The organism is Desulfobacter sp. (genome assembly GCA_028768525.1).
Lineage (GTDB): Bacteria > Desulfobacterota > Desulfobacteria > Desulfobacterales > Desulfobacteraceae > Desulfobacter.
In genome coordinates, this window is sequence record CP054837.1 from 1,477,542 (window position 1) to 1,494,612 (window position 17,071).

A 17,071-nucleotide genomic window follows, 5' to 3' on the forward strand; every position below is an offset into this window, starting at 1 on the left:
CATGGTAGTTCCACGATTATTTTTTCAAGAAAATTTATTTTTTCCCTTGACTTACCCGTGAATTTTCGTAAAAGTGTGTCGTATGGTGGTGGAAAGTGGATGATTATTTTTAATCAGAGGCTTAAGATAAGTGTTTCGATCTAGCTCCTTTCATACAATCGATCCAAAAGGCAGGGTCATTATTCCGGCACGGTTCCGGAAGGTCATTGCTGCGGATGATGAATACGGGGTGGTGGTCTCAATAAAGGACGGCTGTATCTATGCCTACACCTTCAGTGAATGGAAAAACATTGAAAAACGGATCCGGGCGGCCAAAAGTGCTGCCATGGAACGGTTTAAACGGTTTTTCCTGGGGAATGCCTGTCCGCTTAAATGCGACAAGCAGGACAGGATACTGATTCCCCAAAGCCTGAGGAGTTATGCAGGCATAGAGAAGGACATCGTCCTTGTGGGTGTTCTGGACCGGTTTGAAATCTGGTCCAGGGAAAAATGGGACCAGGAAAACCTCAAAATGGAGCAGGAGCTTGAAAAAGAGGATGTACGGGAGGAAATTGCTTCCCTGGGATTATAAGTATGGAATTTGAACATACTTCGGTGTTGCCCCAAGAGGTGCATGAATACCAGAATCTGAAACCAGGGGACATCTGCGTGGACTGTACGCTCGGCGGCGCAGGCCATGCCCTTTCAACCGTCAGGGCCATCCGCCCGGACGGCATGCTCATCGGCATTGACCAGGACAGCGATGCCATAGCCAATGCCAAAGAAAAACTATCTTCCTTTCAGGACAATGTCAGGCTGTTTCATCGAAACTTCAGCGACCTGCCCCTGATCCTTGCCGAATCCGGCATCACAGGGGTAAACAGCATTCTCCTTGACCTGGGCTTTTCACTCAACCAGTTGACACGAAGCAAACGGGGCTTTTCCTTTCAAAAGGATGAGCCCCTGGATATGCGGATGGATACCCGAAATCCATTGACGGCCCATGAGGTGGTCAACACATACACGCAAACCCAATTGGCGGACCTGATTTTCAAATACGGGGAAGAACGCTTTTCCCGTCGGATCGCCGCAGCCATTGTCAAGGCCCGTGCCCAGTCACCGGTCCGGACCAGCGGAGAACTGGCCCAGCTTGTGGCAAAGGCCGTTCCGGCCAAATCTGCGGCAAAACAGAAAATCCATCCGGCCACCCGGACCTTCCAGGCCCTGCGCATAGAAGTCAACCGGGAGCTGGAACGCCTTGAAGCATTTATGGAACAGGTGCCGGCCATGCTGGTACAGGGAGGGCGGATCAGCATCATCTCCTTCCACTCCCTGGAAGACCGCATCGTCAAACAGCGGCTGAGGTCTTTTGAAAAAGGCTGCACCTGCCCTAGGGAACTGCCCCAATGCCTCTGCGGTTTTGTTCCGAGTATGAAGTCCGTCACCCGAAAGCCAATTATTGCTTCGCCCGAGGAAATTGCTGCCAACCCCATGGCCAGAAGCGCCAAATTAAGGGTGGCTCAAAAACTATAACCACTAGCTGTATTGGTTTGGTTGCAGGAAAGGATGCCTGTCGCAATGGCAAAACAACATGAGATTCCGGTTCCCCAGCGGAAAGGATTGAGATGGTTCGCCCTCATCCTGGTGCTGATCTGCGAACTCATGGCCCATACCTGGGTCAGGACCGAGTCCACCCAGGCCATGCTCAGGATTTCCCAGGCCCAGGCCCGGGTCCAGAAATGCCTTTCCTACCGCAAAGCTTTGAACCTGGAACGGGACCGCCTGGCCTCGGACGGAAGGATCACCCGCATCGCCCGCACCCGCCTGGGGCTGACCTCGGATGTCTCGGACCAGACGATATACATACAGAACACTGGCCTGCCTGCAATGAACCCGCTGGCAGGTTACGGAGCAGCCAACTGATGGACGCGACCCCAAAAAACAAAATCGGCACCCGGATTCTTGTCCTCAGGGCATTGCTTGTTTTATGCCTGGCAGGCTTGGGCGCCAAGTCCGTCCAGATCCAGATATTTGACTATGATGTGCTGGCTAAAAAGGCAGAACAGGCCCAATCCACATACCTGACCATCCAGGGCGACCGGGGGCTGATCCTGGACAGAAACCTGAATAAACTGGGCACCAGCATTGACGCCCCCAACGTCACGGCAGACCCCTTCCAGATCGGAGATCCCGGCAAAACAGCCGAAAAGCTGGCCCGTGCCCTGGGCACCAAGCCCGCCTCACTCAAAAAGCAACTGGCCCGCAAACGCCGGTTCGTCATCCTGGCCAAACGGGTTCCCCGGGACCAGGCCGCAGCGGTAAAAGCCCTGAACCTGAAGGGAATATACCTGAAACGGGATTCAAAACGGTTTTATCCCAACCGGGGACTTGCCGCCCAGGTCATCGGGTTTACCGGGGAAGAGGACAAAGGGCTGGAAGGGCTGGAGTATAAGTACAATGAATTTTTAGCAGGCGGGCAGACCCGGACAAAGGTCCGCCGGGACGGGGAAGGCAGAATCCTGGACACCGGCAAAAACAAACGGGACGAACTGAAGGGCAAGGCCATCGTGCTGACCATAGACAAAAAAATCCAGTTTCTGTCGGAACAGGCCCTGAAACAGGCCGTGAAAACCAATAGGGCAAAATCCGGCATGGCACTGGTGATGCGGCCCTCCACCGGCGAGCTGCTGGCAGTGGCCCACTATCCCCAGTTCAACCCCAACAATTACAAGGCCTTTAGCCGGTTCAGCTACAGGAACAGGGCCGTCACAGATGCCTTCGAACCCGGCTCCATAATGAAAATATTCACCGTGGCCGCCGCCATCGAAAAGGGGATGTCCCCCAAATCCATTTTCTTCTGTGAAAACGGGAAATACCGCATCGGCGGATTTACGGTGAACGACACCCATCCCCATGAATGGCTCTCCATGGCCCAGATCATAAAATTTTCATCAAACATCGGTGCGGCCAAAATTTCAGAAACAATCGGTAACAAAGCCCTGTACCACTATCTGACCGCATTCGGATTCGGCAAAAGAACCTGTGTGGGTACTCCGGGAGAAGCCCTGGGCGCCCTGCGGCCATATAAAAATTGGTCAAAGATAGATGCCGGCGCCATCTCCTTCGGACAGGGCGTATCGGTGACCGGGGTCCAGCTCATCTCCGGTATCAGTGCCATTGCCAACAAGGGCAGGCTCATGAAACCCATGCTGGTCAAAAAAGTCATCTCCAATACAGGAGACGACCTGCAGGTATTTGAGCCCACCGTAGTCCGCCAGGTGGTTTCCCCGGCAACCGCCGATATCGTCAAAGGGATGATGAACCAGGTGGTCCAGGAAGAGGGCACCGGCACAAAGGCGGCCATGGACGGCTATAAAGTCTGCGGAAAAACCAGCACGGCCCAGAAAGCCGCCCGGGGACGAAGGGGCTATGCCAAAGGGAAATATATCTCCGCCTTCGGCGGATTCGCCCCCCAGAACGATCCCAAGCTGGCCATCCTGGTGGTGGTGGATGAACCCAGAAAAGCGCATTACGGCGGGCTTGTTGCAGCGCCGGCCTTTAAAACCATCATGAGCAAATCCTTTAACTACCTCAATATTCCGCCGGACAATGCCGGCACCATGATTGCCGCAGTGAACACAGCGGCCAAAAATAAAACGGCTTTGGAGATCCGCCAATGATACTTTCAGATATATTAACAGGATGCGACCTGGTTGATACAGACATTCCAGGCGGGATAGAAATCTCGGCCGTATCCTGCGACTCCAGAGAGGCCGGCCCGGGCAGCCTCTTTTTTGCCGTTGAGGGCCATGCTGCCGACGGGCATGCCTATATCGGCCGGGCCCTGGAACAGGGGGCCGCCCTTATCGTTGCACAGCGCATCCCAAAGGGCCTGGATAGGGCACAAGCGGCCAAAATTATCCTGGCCCGGGATACCCGGAAAGCCACGGCCATTGCGGCGGCCAATTTCTACGGCCGCCCCGGCCGGGACCTGACCCTGGTGGGGATCACCGGCACCAACGGAAAGACCACCACCACCTGGATCCTTGAAAGCATCCTTACTGCCGCCGGATTCAGCACAGGGGTCATGGGTACGGTGAACATCCGGTATTCAGGTAAAATCCTGGATAACCCCATTACCACCCCGGATCCCATTTCCATCCAGAAACACCTGGCCCAAATGAAAAAAGCCGGGGTCACCCATGTACTCATGGAGGTCTCCTCCCACAGTCTGGACCAGTACCGGGTGCTGGGATGTGAATTCGACGCCGCCATATTCACCAATCTCACCCAGGACCATCTGGATTACCACCACGACCTGGATGCGTATTACCGCTGCAAGAAAAAGCTGTTTACCGACTATCTGGATGCCGGTACCGCTGTAATCAATATCGACGATGAATACGGTCGCCGTCTGGCCCATGAAATTAGCGGCCACCTGCTGACAACCTCGGTTGACGGTACTGCCGACATCAGCGCCGAAAAGGTTAAGGATGAAATCACCGGACTCTCGGCCCAACTGACCCTCAAGGGCCTGACCCTCTCCATGAGATCGGCCCTTGCCGGCCGGTTCAACCTTGAAAACATCCTGGGTGCTGCCGGAGCCGCCCTGAGCCTGGGAATCGCACCGGAGGTGATTATCCGGGGCATCGCCGCCCTGGACCGGGTGCCCGGCCGGCTGGAAAAGCTGGATACGGAACTGAACCGACACATCTTCGTGGATTACGCCCACACACCGGATGCCCTGGCCTCCATTCTGGATACCCTGTCAAAACGGGCACCGGCCCGGCTTATAACCGTATTCGGCTGCGGCGGGGACCGGGACCGGACCAAACGGGCACCCATGGGAAAAATCGCCTGCAAATACTCGGATATTGCCGTTGTCACCTCGGACAACCCCAGGACTGAATCCCCTGGAGCCATCGTGGCGGACATCATCGAGGGCATTGAGGCCGACGGGATTGCCAGGCTGGATCCCGAAAATCCGGCTCCCGGGCAAAAGGGTTATATTCTGGAAGTGGACCGGGCCAAAGCCCTGGATCTGGCCGTACGAATTTCCCGGCCCGGAGATATTGTTGTTGCCGCCGGCAAAGGCCATGAAACCTATCAGATCACCAATGCGGGCACCATCCATTTCGATGATATGGAAGAATTGTCGGCGGCATGTGCCAGGCTGACGACGCCCTACGACTGGTCGGCGGCAGACCTGGAAGCGGCATTGAAAACGGCTCCTGCCCCCTGGGCGGAAGAGAGCTGTCCCAGATTTAAAACCATCGGCACCGATTCGCGGACCATTGAGCCTGACATGGTTTTCCTGGCCCTGGCCGGGGAAAACTTCGACGGCCATGATTTTGTGCCGGCCCTGGCCGATAAAGGCATCCGGGCCTTTGTGGTACAAAGCGGATATATTGAGGGTCTTGATGCCGGAACCAGAGACCGCCTGATGAAGCGCCAGCTGCTCCTGTTTGAAGTACCAGACACCCAGACCGCCCTGGGGCAGTTGGCCCGTTACCAGCGCCACCGCGCCAATGTAAAGCTTGTGGCCGTCACCGGGTCCAACGGCAAAACCACCACCCGGAAAATGACCCGGGAGATCTTTGCCCAGCGATTCGATGTCCTGGCCACCCGGGGCAATTTCAACAATGAAATCGGCATGCCCCTGACCCTGCTCAGGCTGGCCCCGGTCCATGAATGGGCCGTCATTGAAATGGGCATGAACCACCCCGGGGAGATCTCCCGGCTGACGGCCGTGGCCCGGCCCGACATCGCCCTGATCACCAACACCTCCGGCGCCCACCTGGAAGGTCTGAAAACCGCCGACAATGTTGCCCGTGCCAAGTCGGAGATATTTGAAGGGCTCCGTGAAAATGGAACGGCCCTGATCTTCAGCGACGACCCCCGGCGGGACATCATGGCCGCGGCCGCCCGTGGCAACAAAAATCTCGGCGCCCTGAAATTATTCGGACAGGGCCCGGATGCGGATATCCGCGCCAAAGCAGTGGAGATCAACGGCACCGGCATTGTTTTTTCAGTGGAAGCCGGTGGACAAAGCAGCCGTTTCCGTGTAAACTCCCCTGCCCTGTTCATGGTGAACAATGCCCTGGCCGCCATGGGCGCCGCTTTGGCCGCAGGCATGGACACAGAGGCCGTCCGCTCCGGCCTGGCAGCCTTTACCCCGGTAAAGGGGCGGATGAATCTGGGCAGGCTCTCCTGTGGTACCCGACTCATTGACGACACATACAACGCCAACCCCGCCTCCATGGCCCAGGCCCTGAAAACCCTGGACCAGGTGGCCGGCCCCGGCAAGGGTCTGGCCGCCCTGGGCGATATGCTGGAACTGGGAGAGGACTCGGATACCCTCCACAGGGAAATCGGGTTTCTGGTGGCAAAATTATCACCGGCCATGGTCTGCCTCTTCGGCACCCAGGCCGCCCGTATAAGGGAAGGCGCCATGGAAAAGGGCTTCCCTGAAAACAAACTGTTCACAGGGACCAAAGAAGAGATCGCCCGGGTACTGGCACCGAAACTGACCAAAGACAACTGGCTGCTCCTCAAAGGATCAAGGGGCATGGCCATGGAAACACTGATCCCAGAAATTGAAACACTGATACAGGCAGAACGAAAGGCAGATTAACCCCCATGTTTTACGAGTTCATATATCCTTTACACGAGCACTTCAACGCCCTGAACATTTTCCGGTATATCACCTTCCGGACCATTTATGGCGGGCTCACAGCCTTTCTCATCTGCTTTCTTTTCGGCCCGTGGATGATCCGGACCCTGCAAAAAATGCAGATCGGCCAGATCATCCAGACCGACGGCCCCAAGTCCCACATGGCAAAACAGGGCACCCCCACCATGGGCGGCCTGCTCATCCTCATGTCCATTATTACGGCCACCCTGCTCTGGGGCAACCTGAGCAACCATTATGTGGGGATCCTGCTGCTGGCCACCCTGTTGTTCGGGTTCATCGGATTTTTCGACGACTACCTCATGCGGGTGAAAAAAAGGAACATGGGATTCACGGCCAAGGGTAAATTCACCATCCAGGTGGGGTTCGGTCTGATTGTGGCATGGCTCATTTACATGAGCCCGGATTTCAGTTCCACCCTGACCTTTCCCTTTTTCAAAAACCTGACCCTGGACCTGGGGATCTTTTACATTCCCTTTGCCTGCCTGGTCATCGTGGGCACCTCCAATGCCGTGAACCTCACCGACGGCCTGGACGGACTGGCCATCGGCCCCCTGATCGTGGCCGCGGCCACCTATATGCTGTTCGCCTATGTGGCCGGGCATGCCCAGTTTGCCCAGTACCTCCATGTCCGCCACATTGCCGCAGCCGGGGAAATCTCCGTGGTCTGCGGGATACTGGCCGGCGCCGGCATGGGGTTTCTCTGGTTCAACGCCCACCCGGCCCAGGTATTTATGGGAGACACGGGATCCATTCCCCTGGGCGCCATTCTGGGCACCATTGCCGTGGTCACCAAACAGGAAATCATGCTGCTCATCGTGGGCGGTCTTTTTGTCATGGAAGCCATGTCCGTTATCATCCAGGTCTCCTATTTCAAGCTGACCAAGGGAAAGCGGGTATTCAGAATGGCGCCGCTGCACCACCATTTTGAAGAAAAAGGATGGCACGAATCCAAGGTAATCGTCCGGTTCTGGATTATTTCCATTGCCCTGGCCGGACTGGCACTCAGTACACTTAAGATAAGGTAGGGATGCGTTAGGAGTGACAGACACTTTCACATATGACCTGGTTGTGGGCCTGGGACGGTCCGGGCTCTCCATGGCCCGGTTCCTCAAATCCATGGGCCGCAGGGTTGTGGCCACGGATATCGACGGTTCCAAGACCCATGAAGCCGCAGCACTTGAGGCGCTTGGGATCCGAACCCAGATCGGTTCCCATGACCAGTCAACCTTTGACGGGGCAGAACGGATTGTGCCCAGCCCCGGCATCCCCCTGACCCTGCCCTATATACAGAATGCCGCCGCAAAAGGGGTGAAAATAACCGGTGAACTGGACATATTCGGCCAGTACAACACCACCCCGGTCATCGCCGTCACCGGCAGCAACGGGAAAACCACCACCACCAACCTGATCTCCGCCATGGCTGAGGCCTGCGGCCTCTCCTGCTTTGTGGGCGGAAACATCGGCATCCCCCTGGTGGAATACCTGATGTCCGGTATCCGCCAGGACCTGGTGGTGGCCGAAGTATCTTCCTTTCAGCTGGATCTTGCAACCACCTTCAGCCCAAATGTAGGGGTATTGCTGAATATTTCCCCGGACCACCTGGACCGGTATCCGGATTTCAAGGCCTACCGGGATTCAAAATGGTCCCTATTTGCCCGCCAGGGCGGCAACGATGCCGCGGTGGTCAACACCGGAATCCAGAATTTTGACAAGCGGGTCTCCCCCCTTTCCGGCCGGATCTTCTCCTTCTCCCCCGAAACCGGTACGGGAACGGCCGACCTCAGGTTCCATTTTAAGGATAAAGAGATCTGCATTCCGGCAGCGGCATTCAAGGCCCTGCCCGGGGGGCACAACCGGGAGAATATCGCAGCCGCCGCCATCTCCGTTCTGGCCGCCGGGGGCAATGAGGCGGGTATCTGCAAGGGACTTGAAGACTTTGCCCCCCTGCCCCACCGCACCCAATTCATCCGGGAACTGAACGGGGTACGGTTTTACAACGATTCCAAGGCCACCAATACCGATGCCGTGGCCCGGGCCCTCCAGGCCTTTGAGGCACCGATCATCCTCATCCTTGGGGGACGGGAAAAAGACACAGATTTTACCGAACTGATTCCCTCCTTGGGCCGGGTGAAGGAAATCTTGGCCCTGGGCGAGGCCAGCCGCCACATTGTGGAAGCCCTCGGCGCCCTGCACCGGGTAACCCGGTGTACCACCATGGCGGACGCCGTGGCCCGGGCTGCCGGGATGGCCGTGGCCGGCGACATTGTGCTTCTATCACCGGCCTGCGCCAGCTTTGACATGTATAAAGATTATAAAGCAAGGGGAAGGGATTTTTCCTTGAATGTTAAGCAATTGGAGAAGGAGGCGGCGCATGGCTAAATCCACTGCAGGAGCCAGCGGCCTCCACCCCTTTTTCAAAGAAAAATCAATACTGTTCCCGGTTCTTCTCCTGGCCGGCATCGGCGCCGTCATGGTCTATTCTGCCTCTTCCGCCGTCTCCATGGAAGAGCACAACACCTTGTTTTTTTACATCAAACGCCATGCGGTCTTCCTGGGGCTGAGCATGGGCGTGATGTTCACGGCCGCCTCTTTTCCCTACAGGCTTTACAAAGGCCTGGCGTATATCATCCTCTTTGCCGCCATCGGCCTGCTCATTGCGGTGCTGGTGCCGGCCATGAGCGTGAAAGCCGGCGGGGCCTGCCGGTGGCTCTGCCTGGGGGGACTGACCTTCCAGCCCGCGGAATTTGCAAAGCTGGCCCTGATCATTTTCATGGCCTATTCCCTGTCCAAAAAGCAGGAGATGATTAGACAATTTTCCATCGGTTTTCTGCCCCATGCCATGATCATGGCCCTCTTTGCCATGCTCATCATCAACCAGCCCGACTTCGGCACCATCGTCGTCATGGGAATGATCTGCTGGGGCATGATGTTTGTGGCCGGGGTGAGGATACTTCACCTGCTCAGCCCCCTGCCCCTGGTGATTCCCATCGTCTACTTCCTGGTATTCAAGGTGGAATACCGGCTGCTGCGGATCACTGCCTTCTTAAACCCCTGGGACGATCCCTACGACACCGGATACCAGATAACCAACTCCCTCAAGGCCTTCGGGTCCGGGGGGCTCACGGGAAAAGGCATCGGCCTGGGCATGCAGAAACTGCATTACCTGCCCGAACCCCATACGGATTTTATCTTTTCCATCATCGGCGAGGAACTTGGGCTCATCGGGGTCATGTCCATCCTCTGCCTCTACGGGGTCATCCTCATGGCCGGCACCCGCATCGCCCGGCAGGCGGACAGTCTCTTCGGTGCCATGACGGCAGCGGGCATCACCCTGTACATCGGGCTGCAGGTCATCATCAACACCGGGGTGGCCCTGGGGGTACTCCCCACCAAGGGGCTGACCCTGCCCTTTATCAGCTACGGGGGCACTTCTTTGATCATCAACATGGCGGCCATGGGCATATTAATGAATATAGGGGCATCTGCAGATGACAAAAAATAGCAGACATATCATCATTGCCGGCGGAAAAACCGGGGGCCACCTCTTCCCTGGCATAGCCGTGGCCCAGGCCCTGAAGGACCTGGATCCCGCCGTCCGGATTCTATTTGTGGGCACCGATGCCCCCTTTGAAACAAACACCCTGGCCCGTTACAAATTTGCCCACAGGACCATTGTCTCCAGGCCCGTCAAGGGCGGCAGCCTGCTTTCCAAGGTCTGGTCCTCGGCCCTGGTCCTGGTCAGCATCCTCCAGGCCATGTATATCATTTTAAGATTCAGGGCGGATTTCATCCTGGGCGTTGGGGGATTCTCATCCTTTGCCCTGGTGGCGGCCGGCAGGTTGCTGTTCAGGCGCACCGCCATCCAGGAGCAGAACGCCATTCCCGGCATGACCAACCGGATGCTGTCGAAAATTGCCCATACCATCTTTATTTCCTTTGAAAATACCAAAGGGATGCCGGTGAACGAAAAGACCTTTCTTTCTGGAAATCCCATCCGTAAAAGCCAGGCGTCAGACGAAATTAAAGAGGCGCCTGTCCTTGACCTTGCCGGACCCAAGGATTTCACCATACTGGTCACCGGGGGCAGCCAGGGGGCGGCATCCATTAACCGGGCCTTCATGGATGCCGTGGCCATGATGGAAGAGACCGACGACCTGTTTATCATTCATCAGACCGGCCAGCACGGTATTGCCGAAGCCAGTGATTTTTACAAGAACAGACATCTCAAGGCCCAGGCCCGGGCCTTTTTCCACGACATGCCCGCCATCCAGCGCCGGGCCGATCTGGTCATCACCCGTGCCGGGGCAGGCACCCTGTCGGAACTGACCATCAAAGGAAAACCCGCCATCCTGGTTCCCTTTCCCCATGCCGCAGACGACCACCAGACGGCCAATGCCCAGAACCTGGCCGACAAAGGGGCGGCCCTGATGATTGCGGACAAGGACCTCACAGGAGAGGCGCTTTATGCCATGATCCAGGACCTGCGCGCCCACCCGGCCAAGCGGGATGAAATGAGAAAAACCATGAAGACACTGGCCCGGCCCAACGGGGCCCGGATCATCGCAGAACATATTCTCGGCCCCAATCCGGAAGCGGCCGAACAAGGAGACAATTAGTGTACCAACCCAACTACCATATTCACTTTGTGGGCATCGGCGGCATCGGCATGAGCGGTATTGCCGAATTGCTTTTAAACCTGGGATACGGGGTGTCCGGTTCCGACCTCAAACTCTCCCATATCACGGACCGCCTGGAGGGCAAGGGCGCCGTCATTTACAAGGGCCATGCCAAGGAAAATATAAGAGAGGTCAACGTGGTGGTGACCTCCTCGGCCATTGCCGAGGAAAACCCGGAAGTGGTCCGGGCCAGAGAACTGAACCTGCCCATCATTCCCCGGGCGGAAATGCTGGCGGAACTGATGCGCATCAAATACTCCATTGCCGTATCCGGGGCCCACGGTAAAACCTCAACCACCTCCATGATCTCCCAGATCCTGAACACTGCCGGCCTGGACCCCACGGTGATCATCGGCGGCCTGCTCCAGGGGCTGGATACCAACGCCCTCCACGGCTCAGGCGACTTCATCGTGGCTGAGGCCGATGAAAGCGACGGGTCATTTCTCAAATACGCCCCGGCCATTGCCGCGGTGACCAATATCGACCTGGAACACCTGGACTATTACTCGGGTATTGAAGACATCAAGGATAAATTCGTCCAATTTATCAATTCCATTCCCTTTTACGGCCTGGCCGTCCTCTGCCTGGACAACGAGCATATCCAGGACATCATGCCCAGAATCAATGTCCGCCATACCACTTACGGGATGAGCGCCCAGTCCGATCTCCAGGCAAAAAACATCCGGTTCAAAGACGGCAAAAGCATATTCAATGTATTCCAAAAGGGCGAGGACCTGGGGGAAATCCTGCTGAACATTGCAGGCCAGCATAACATCCTCAACGCCATGGCCGGCATTGCCGTTGGCCTGGAACTGAACATCCCCTTTGAAACCATTAAAAAGGCCCTGGAAAAAATCAAGGGGGTCAAGCGCCGCCTGGAAATCAAGGGGAAAAAGAAGGGAATCACGGTGATGGATGACTACGGACACCATCCCACTGAGATCGCGGCAACCCTGACAGCCGTCAGGGAAAGCTATCCGGACAAACGGCTGATTGTTATGTTCCAGCCCCACAGGTACACCCGGACCCAGGCCCTGTTCGACGAGTTCACCCGTTCCTTTTACCAGTCCGACATCCTCATGGTCCTGCCCATTTATCCGGCCTCGGAAGCGCCCATCCCCGGCGTTGACGCCGAAAGCCTGGTGGAAGGAATCCGGGCCCATGGCCATAAAGAGGCCGTATTTGCCCCGGACTTTACCCAGGCCCTGTCCATGGCCACCCATAAGGCAAAAGAAGGGGACATGATCCTTACCCTGGGGGCCGGCGACGTATACACCCTGGGGGAAAAACTGGTGGAGATCCTGTAAACAGATGACATTCGGTCCCGAACATATGGATCTTTTCAATGGCTTCAACCTTGAGGCAGGGGTGAACCTGGACCGGTTTACCAGCTTCAGGGTGGGGGGGCCTGCCGATCTGCTGGCCCGTCCCGAAACCGTTGAGGAGCTGGTCCGGCTTGCCGGGATTGCCAGCCATAACCATATTCCGGTCACCATCCTGGGCGGCGGCTCAAACACCCTGATTTCGGACAGGGGAATCCAGGGGCTGGTACTGGTACTCTCCCGGATGAAAGCCGCTCCAAAGGCCGTTGATACAGATGCCGGCATCCGGGTGACGGCCCTGGCCGGGGAACGTTTATCCACCCTCTGCCGCATGGCTGTGGAAAAGGGATGGCGCGGCCTGGAATGGGCCGCCGGCATCCCCGGAACCCTGGGCGGGGCGCTGATGATGAATGCCGGGTCCCACGGCGGAGATATGTCAGAAATTACGGTTTCCATGGATATCCTGGACATGGAAACCCTGGAATACCGGACACTCAAGGCAGGGGACCTTGATTTCAGCTACAGATCCCTCAACCTGGGCGGCGCAGTCATTTTAAAGGCGGAACTTACGCTGGCCCCTGGCAACGCCGGGGAGGTCCGGCAACGGTTCGAGGCCAACCTGAAGGCAAAAAAGAAAAGCCAGCCCGTCTCCAAAGCCAGCGGGGGCTGTTTTTTTAAGAACCCCTCTCCGGATAATCCCGCCGGCCGCCTCATTGAACAGGCAGGCCTCAAGGGGTACAGGATGCATGGGGCCATGGTCTCGGATCTCCATGCCAATTTCATCATCAACCATGACAATGCCAGTTGCAGCGATATACTGGCCCTGAAACGCCTGGTACAGGACCGGGTATATGAAAAATTCGGAATCAGACTGGAAACAGAGGTGAAAGCCATTGGCCGCTAAAAAAATAAAACCCAATCGGTATAAACCCGAAACCCTGGCCGGCAGCCGCCCTGCCCCGGGGCGTCCGAGATCAAACCTTCTGGCAAGGATAACGTCGCGAAAATGGGCCGGTGCGGCCTCCGGCCTTCTGCTGATGGCCGCCATGAGCCTGTCGGCCATCTGGCTCCACGATGCCGTTGTCCAGAGCCCCTTTTTCACCATCCGTACCGTGGAGGTGTCGGGACTGAACCGGGTCTCCAGGGAGGCGCTTTTGGACCGGGCCGGACTGGACCGGGAACGCAACCTGTTTGAAATCCGCCCCGAATATATTGAAAAACGGCTGGCCGCCCTTCCCTGGATCGCCCGGGCCAGGGTGGAACGGCATTTTTTCTCAAAACTGTCCATCTGTGTTGAAGAGGAAATGCCCTTGGCCATTGTGGCCATCGAAAACCTGTCGGATCTCATCATCAACACCCAGGGGATGCCCTTTAAGGAATACGACCCCGAGAAGGACCAGCTCAATACCCTGCCCGTGATCACCGGGGTGGACCTGACCCTGTCCGGTAATATTTACAGATTTGAAGGGGCATTATTCAATTCGGTCATGGATCTGCTCAAGGTAAAGGGGCTGGGCCGGATCCGTTCCATACACGGGGATCCACACACCGGTATTCTGATCCAGGCACCTGATATTTACAACAGGCCCCAGGGAGACATACCTGAAGAAACGGAAGCCTCCCGGGCCCTCATCCCCATAAAGCTGGGGTTTGACGGATTTGAAGAGAAACTGGCCAAAGCCATCGATCTGAGCAGGTATATGGCGGCCCGTTTCCCGGAAAAAATTATATTGGCCATGGACCTATACGATATGAACCAGATTTTTATCAAAACGGAAAATGCTCTGCACCATTATTCAGAAAAGGGGGTTCAACTTGCAGGGAAATGAAAAAATTTTAGTCGGCCTTGATATCGGCACCACGAAAATATGTGCCGTGGTGGGCGAAATGCTCGATGAGGAGATCAATATCATCGGCGTTGGATCCCACCCGTCCACCGGCCTGCGCAAGGGATCGGTGGTGAATATCGAATCAACGGTGGACTCCATTAAAAAGGCTGTGGAAGAAGCTGAACTCATGGCCGGATGCGATATTTCCTCCGTATATGTTGGCATTGCCGGCAGCCATATCAAGGGGTTCAACAGCCACGGCATCATCGCCATCAAGGGCCGTGAGATTACAGAAAACGATGTCGAGCGGGTGATCGATGCGGCCAAGGCTGTTGCCATCCCCACGGACCGGGAGATCCTCCATGTCATTCCCCAGGAGTTCATCGTGGATGACATGGAATCCATCCAGAACCCCGTGGGCATGACCGCCATCCGCCTGGAAGCCAAAATCCACATCGTCACAGGTGCGGTCTCCTCGGCCCGGAACATTGTAAAATGCTGCAACAAGGCAGGGCTTGAGGTCTGCGACATTGTCCTGGAGTCCCTGGCCTCGGGCCATGCCGTGCTCACAGACGAGGAAAAAGAGCTGGGATGCGTTCTGGCGGACATGGGCGGCGGCACCACGGACCTGGCCCTGTTCAAGGACAATAACGTAAAATTCATTTACGAACTCACCGTGGGCGGACACAACCTTACCAACGACATTTCCATCGGCCTCCGGACCCCCCTGCCGGAAGCGGAAAAAATAAAAATCGAGCATGGTACCTGTGTCCCCCAGAATGTCCGTTCCGGCGCCACCATTGAGGTGCCGGCCGTGGGCGGCAGGGAGCCCAGGCGTCTGGCCAAGGGCATCCTGGCCGAGATACTGGAACCCCGGGTGGAAGAGGTTTTTTCCCTGTTGAAAAAAGAACTTTTCTCCAACGGACTTGAAAATGCATTTCCTGCCGGATTCGTCCTCACTGGCGGATCGGTGGTCATGAACGGCATTAATGAGATTGCCGAATCAGTGTTCAACGTTCCGGTGCGGGTGGGGGAACCCAACCGTATCGGCGGGCTCAAAGATATTGTGAAAAACCCGGCTTACGCCACCGGCGTAGGGCTTGTGATTTTCGGCTCCACTGCAGCCTGCAGAATGGATGTGCGACAAGCGGAAACACAAGGGGTGCAAAGTATATTTAATAGAATGAAACAATGGTTTAAGGATATCATTTAACCTTAAGGGAGGTGGATATGAATTTTTCTTACGTGGAAAACGACAACAAAGCAAAAATCAAGGTAATCGGTGTTGGCGGCGCCGGCGGCAATGCAGTCAACAACATGATCGACGCCAAGCTCCAGGGCGTTAAATTCATCGTAGCCAATACCGATGCCCAGGCCCTGGAACAGTCCAAGGCCGAGGTAAAAATCCAGCTGGGTTCTTCCCTGACCGAAGGCCTGGGCGCAGGTGCCGATCCCAATATCGGCCGGGAAGCCGCCCTGGAAAGCATGGATGAACTGAGGGCCGCCCTGGAAGAAAGCCACATGGTATTCATCACCGCCGGTTTCGGCGGCGGGACCGGTACCGGCGCAGCGCCGGTCATTGCGGAAGTCTGCAAGGATCTTGGCATCCTCACCGTTGCCGTGGCGTCCAAGCCCTTTTCCTTTGAAGGAAAGAAAAGGGAAAAACAGGCCCTGGCCGGCCTGGACAAGCTCCACGGCATCACCGACACCGTCATCACCATTCCCAACGACAGGCTGAGGGGCATTGCCCCCAAGGGCGCCCGCATGGTGGACATGTTCATCAAGGCCGACGAAATCCTGCACCACTCCGTAAAAGGCATCACTGACCTGATCATGATGCCCGGCCACGTCAACCTTGACTTTGCCGACGTAAAGACCACCATGCAGAAGGCCGGCAAGGCCCTCATGGGTATCGGCATTGCATCCGGCGAAAACCGGGCAACGGAAGCGGCGGAAAAAGCCATTTCCCATCCCCTGCTGGAAGACATCTCCATTTCCGGCGCCAAGGGCGTTCTCATGAACATCACCTCCTCCTCGGACCTGACCCTGGACGAGATGACCGAAGCCTCCGACCGTATCTACGAGGAAGTGGGCGACGATGCCGAAATCATCTGGGGCCAGACCTTTGACGAGGACCTGGGCGATGAAATGCGCATCACCGTCATTGCCACCGGCATCGGCCAGGCAGAACCCGAACTGGCTGAGAACATGCACCGCTTTGACCCCAAACCGGTACAGCACCAGGCCCACCAGACCGTTGCCCCCCAGGCCGCCCATGCGGCGGTTGGTGCCCAGGCGGTTGCCCCTGCTGCCCATGCCGCATATGCCACCCAGGCCTATGCCTCTCCCGCACCGGACATGCAGCCTGACAGCCAGCGAGAAGTCATTGCCAGGGGCGTGGTTCGGGATCTGACCGACGAAGAGCGGAACACCTGGGGCGAATATGACAATCCGGTAAGAATCACCGGCCGCCGGGTGGTGGGAGACGAGGATATGATGCAGGATTACGGTATGAAATTTGATTCAGATGACCTGGAGGTGCCCACTTTTTTGAGACGTAAAGCAGACTAG

14 protein-coding genes are annotated in these 17,071 nt (G+C 56.6%); all 14 read left to right on the forward strand.

Annotated elements, in window-relative coordinates:
- Positions 1 to 130: 130 nt before the first annotated feature.
- The 14 genes from mraZ to ftsZ all read left to right on the forward strand — a co-directional run bounded on the left by mraZ (position 131) and on the right by ftsZ (position 17,071).
- The gene (mraZ, locus tag HUN04_06795; GenBank protein ID WDP89445.1) at positions 131 to 571 is read left to right on the forward strand and encodes a division/cell wall cluster transcriptional repressor MraZ; all 441 of its coding nucleotides are present in this window, start codon (positions 131 to 133) and stop codon (positions 569 to 571) included.
- A gap of 2 nt (positions 572 to 573) precedes the next feature.
- Positions 574 to 1,512, forward strand: a complete 939-nt coding sequence (gene rsmH / locus HUN04_06800) for a 16S rRNA (cytosine(1402)-N(4))-methyltransferase RsmH (GenBank protein ID WDP89446.1) — start codon at positions 574 to 576, stop codon at positions 1,510 to 1,512.
- 45 nt (positions 1,513 to 1,557) lie between these two features.
- Positions 1,558 to 1,902 (forward strand): cell division protein FtsL, encoded by a 345-nt coding sequence (locus HUN04_06805; protein WDP89447.1) that lies wholly within the window; start codon positions 1,558 to 1,560, stop codon positions 1,900 to 1,902.
- Positions 1,902 to 3,659, forward strand: coding sequence for a penicillin-binding protein 2 (locus HUN04_06810; protein ID WDP89448.1), 1,758 nt, complete (start codon positions 1,902 to 1,904; stop codon positions 3,657 to 3,659). Before HUN04_06805 ends, HUN04_06810 begins: the two co-directional genes overlap by 1 nt.
- Positions 3,656 to 6,613, forward strand: a complete 2,958-nt coding sequence (locus tag HUN04_06815; GenBank protein ID WDP89449.1) for a UDP-N-acetylmuramoyl-L-alanyl-D-glutamate--2,6-diaminopimelate ligase — start codon at positions 3,656 to 3,658, stop codon at positions 6,611 to 6,613. The genes HUN04_06810 and HUN04_06815 overlap by 4 nt, the downstream gene beginning before the upstream one ends.
- Positions 6,614 to 6,618: 5 nt before the next feature.
- On the forward strand, positions 6,619 to 7,698 hold the full coding sequence (locus HUN04_06820) for a phospho-N-acetylmuramoyl-pentapeptide-transferase (GenBank protein ID WDP89450.1): 1,080 nt from the start codon (positions 6,619 to 6,621) through the stop codon (positions 7,696 to 7,698).
- Positions 7,699 to 7,768: 70 nt separating this feature from the next.
- Positions 7,769 to 9,052, forward strand: coding sequence for a UDP-N-acetylmuramoyl-L-alanine--D-glutamate ligase (murD, locus tag HUN04_06825; GenBank protein WDP93189.1), 1,284 nt, complete (start codon positions 7,769 to 7,771; stop codon positions 9,050 to 9,052).
- Positions 9,045 to 10,175: a putative lipid II flippase FtsW gene (ftsW, locus tag HUN04_06830; GenBank protein WDP89451.1), complete on the forward strand. Its 1,131-nt coding sequence runs from the start codon at positions 9,045 to 9,047 to the stop codon at positions 10,173 to 10,175. Before murD ends, ftsW begins: the two co-directional genes overlap by 8 nt.
- On the forward strand, positions 10,162 to 11,289 hold the full coding sequence (gene murG / locus HUN04_06835; GenBank protein WDP89452.1) for an undecaprenyldiphospho-muramoylpentapeptide beta-N-acetylglucosaminyltransferase: 1,128 nt from the start codon (positions 10,162 to 10,164) through the stop codon (positions 11,287 to 11,289). The genes ftsW and murG overlap by 14 nt, the downstream gene beginning before the upstream one ends.
- On the forward strand, positions 11,289 to 12,656 hold the full coding sequence (locus HUN04_06840; GenBank protein ID WDP89453.1) for a UDP-N-acetylmuramate--L-alanine ligase: 1,368 nt from the start codon (positions 11,289 to 11,291) through the stop codon (positions 12,654 to 12,656). The genes murG and HUN04_06840 overlap by 1 nt, the downstream gene beginning before the upstream one ends.
- Before the next feature lie 4 nt (positions 12,657 to 12,660).
- Positions 12,661 to 13,575, forward strand: coding sequence for a UDP-N-acetylmuramate dehydrogenase (gene murB / locus HUN04_06845; GenBank protein WDP89454.1), 915 nt, complete (start codon positions 12,661 to 12,663; stop codon positions 13,573 to 13,575).
- The gene (locus HUN04_06850; GenBank protein ID WDP89455.1) at positions 13,565 to 14,500 is read left to right on the forward strand and encodes an FtsQ-type POTRA domain-containing protein; all 936 of its coding nucleotides are present in this window, start codon (positions 13,565 to 13,567) and stop codon (positions 14,498 to 14,500) included. The genes murB and HUN04_06850 overlap by 11 nt, the downstream gene beginning before the upstream one ends.
- Complete coding sequence (ftsA, locus tag HUN04_06855; GenBank protein ID WDP89456.1) at positions 14,487 to 15,713, forward strand: cell division protein FtsA; 1,227 nt, start codon at positions 14,487 to 14,489, stop codon at positions 15,711 to 15,713. The genes HUN04_06850 and ftsA overlap by 14 nt, the downstream gene beginning before the upstream one ends.
- Positions 15,714 to 15,730: 17 nt before the next feature.
- The gene (gene ftsZ, locus HUN04_06860; protein ID WDP89457.1) at positions 15,731 to 17,071 is read left to right on the forward strand and encodes a cell division protein FtsZ; all 1,341 of its coding nucleotides are present in this window, start codon (positions 15,731 to 15,733) and stop codon (positions 17,069 to 17,071) included.

What these genes read in the sequence shown, in the direction of transcription:
- rsmH (WDP89446.1), top strand. Translation starts at nt 574, where the DNA reads ATGGAATTTGAACATACTTCGGTGTTGCCCCAAGAGGTGCATGAATAC.
- HUN04_06805 (WDP89447.1), top strand. Translation starts at nt 1,558, where the DNA reads ATGGCAAAACAACATGAGATTCCGGTTCCCCAGCGGAAAGGATTGAGA.
- HUN04_06810 (WDP89448.1), top strand. Translation starts at nt 1,902, where the DNA reads ATGGACGCGACCCCAAAAAACAAAATCGGCACCCGGATTCTTGTCCTC.
- HUN04_06815 (WDP89449.1), top strand. Translation starts at nt 3,656, where the DNA reads ATGATACTTTCAGATATATTAACAGGATGCGACCTGGTTGATACAGAC.
- HUN04_06820 (WDP89450.1), top strand. Translation starts at nt 6,619, where the DNA reads ATGTTTTACGAGTTCATATATCCTTTACACGAGCACTTCAACGCCCTG.
- murD (WDP93189.1), top strand. Translation starts at nt 7,769, where the DNA reads ATGGCCCGGTTCCTCAAATCCATGGGCCGCAGGGTTGTGGCCACGGAT.
- ftsW (WDP89451.1), top strand. Translation starts at nt 9,045, where the DNA reads ATGGCTAAATCCACTGCAGGAGCCAGCGGCCTCCACCCCTTTTTCAAA.
- murG (WDP89452.1), top strand. Translation starts at nt 10,162, where the DNA reads ATGACAAAAAATAGCAGACATATCATCATTGCCGGCGGAAAAACCGGG.
- murB (WDP89454.1), top strand. Translation starts at nt 12,661, where the DNA reads ATGACATTCGGTCCCGAACATATGGATCTTTTCAATGGCTTCAACCTT.
- ftsZ (WDP89457.1), top strand. Translation starts at nt 15,731, where the DNA reads ATGAATTTTTCTTACGTGGAAAACGACAACAAAGCAAAAATCAAGGTA.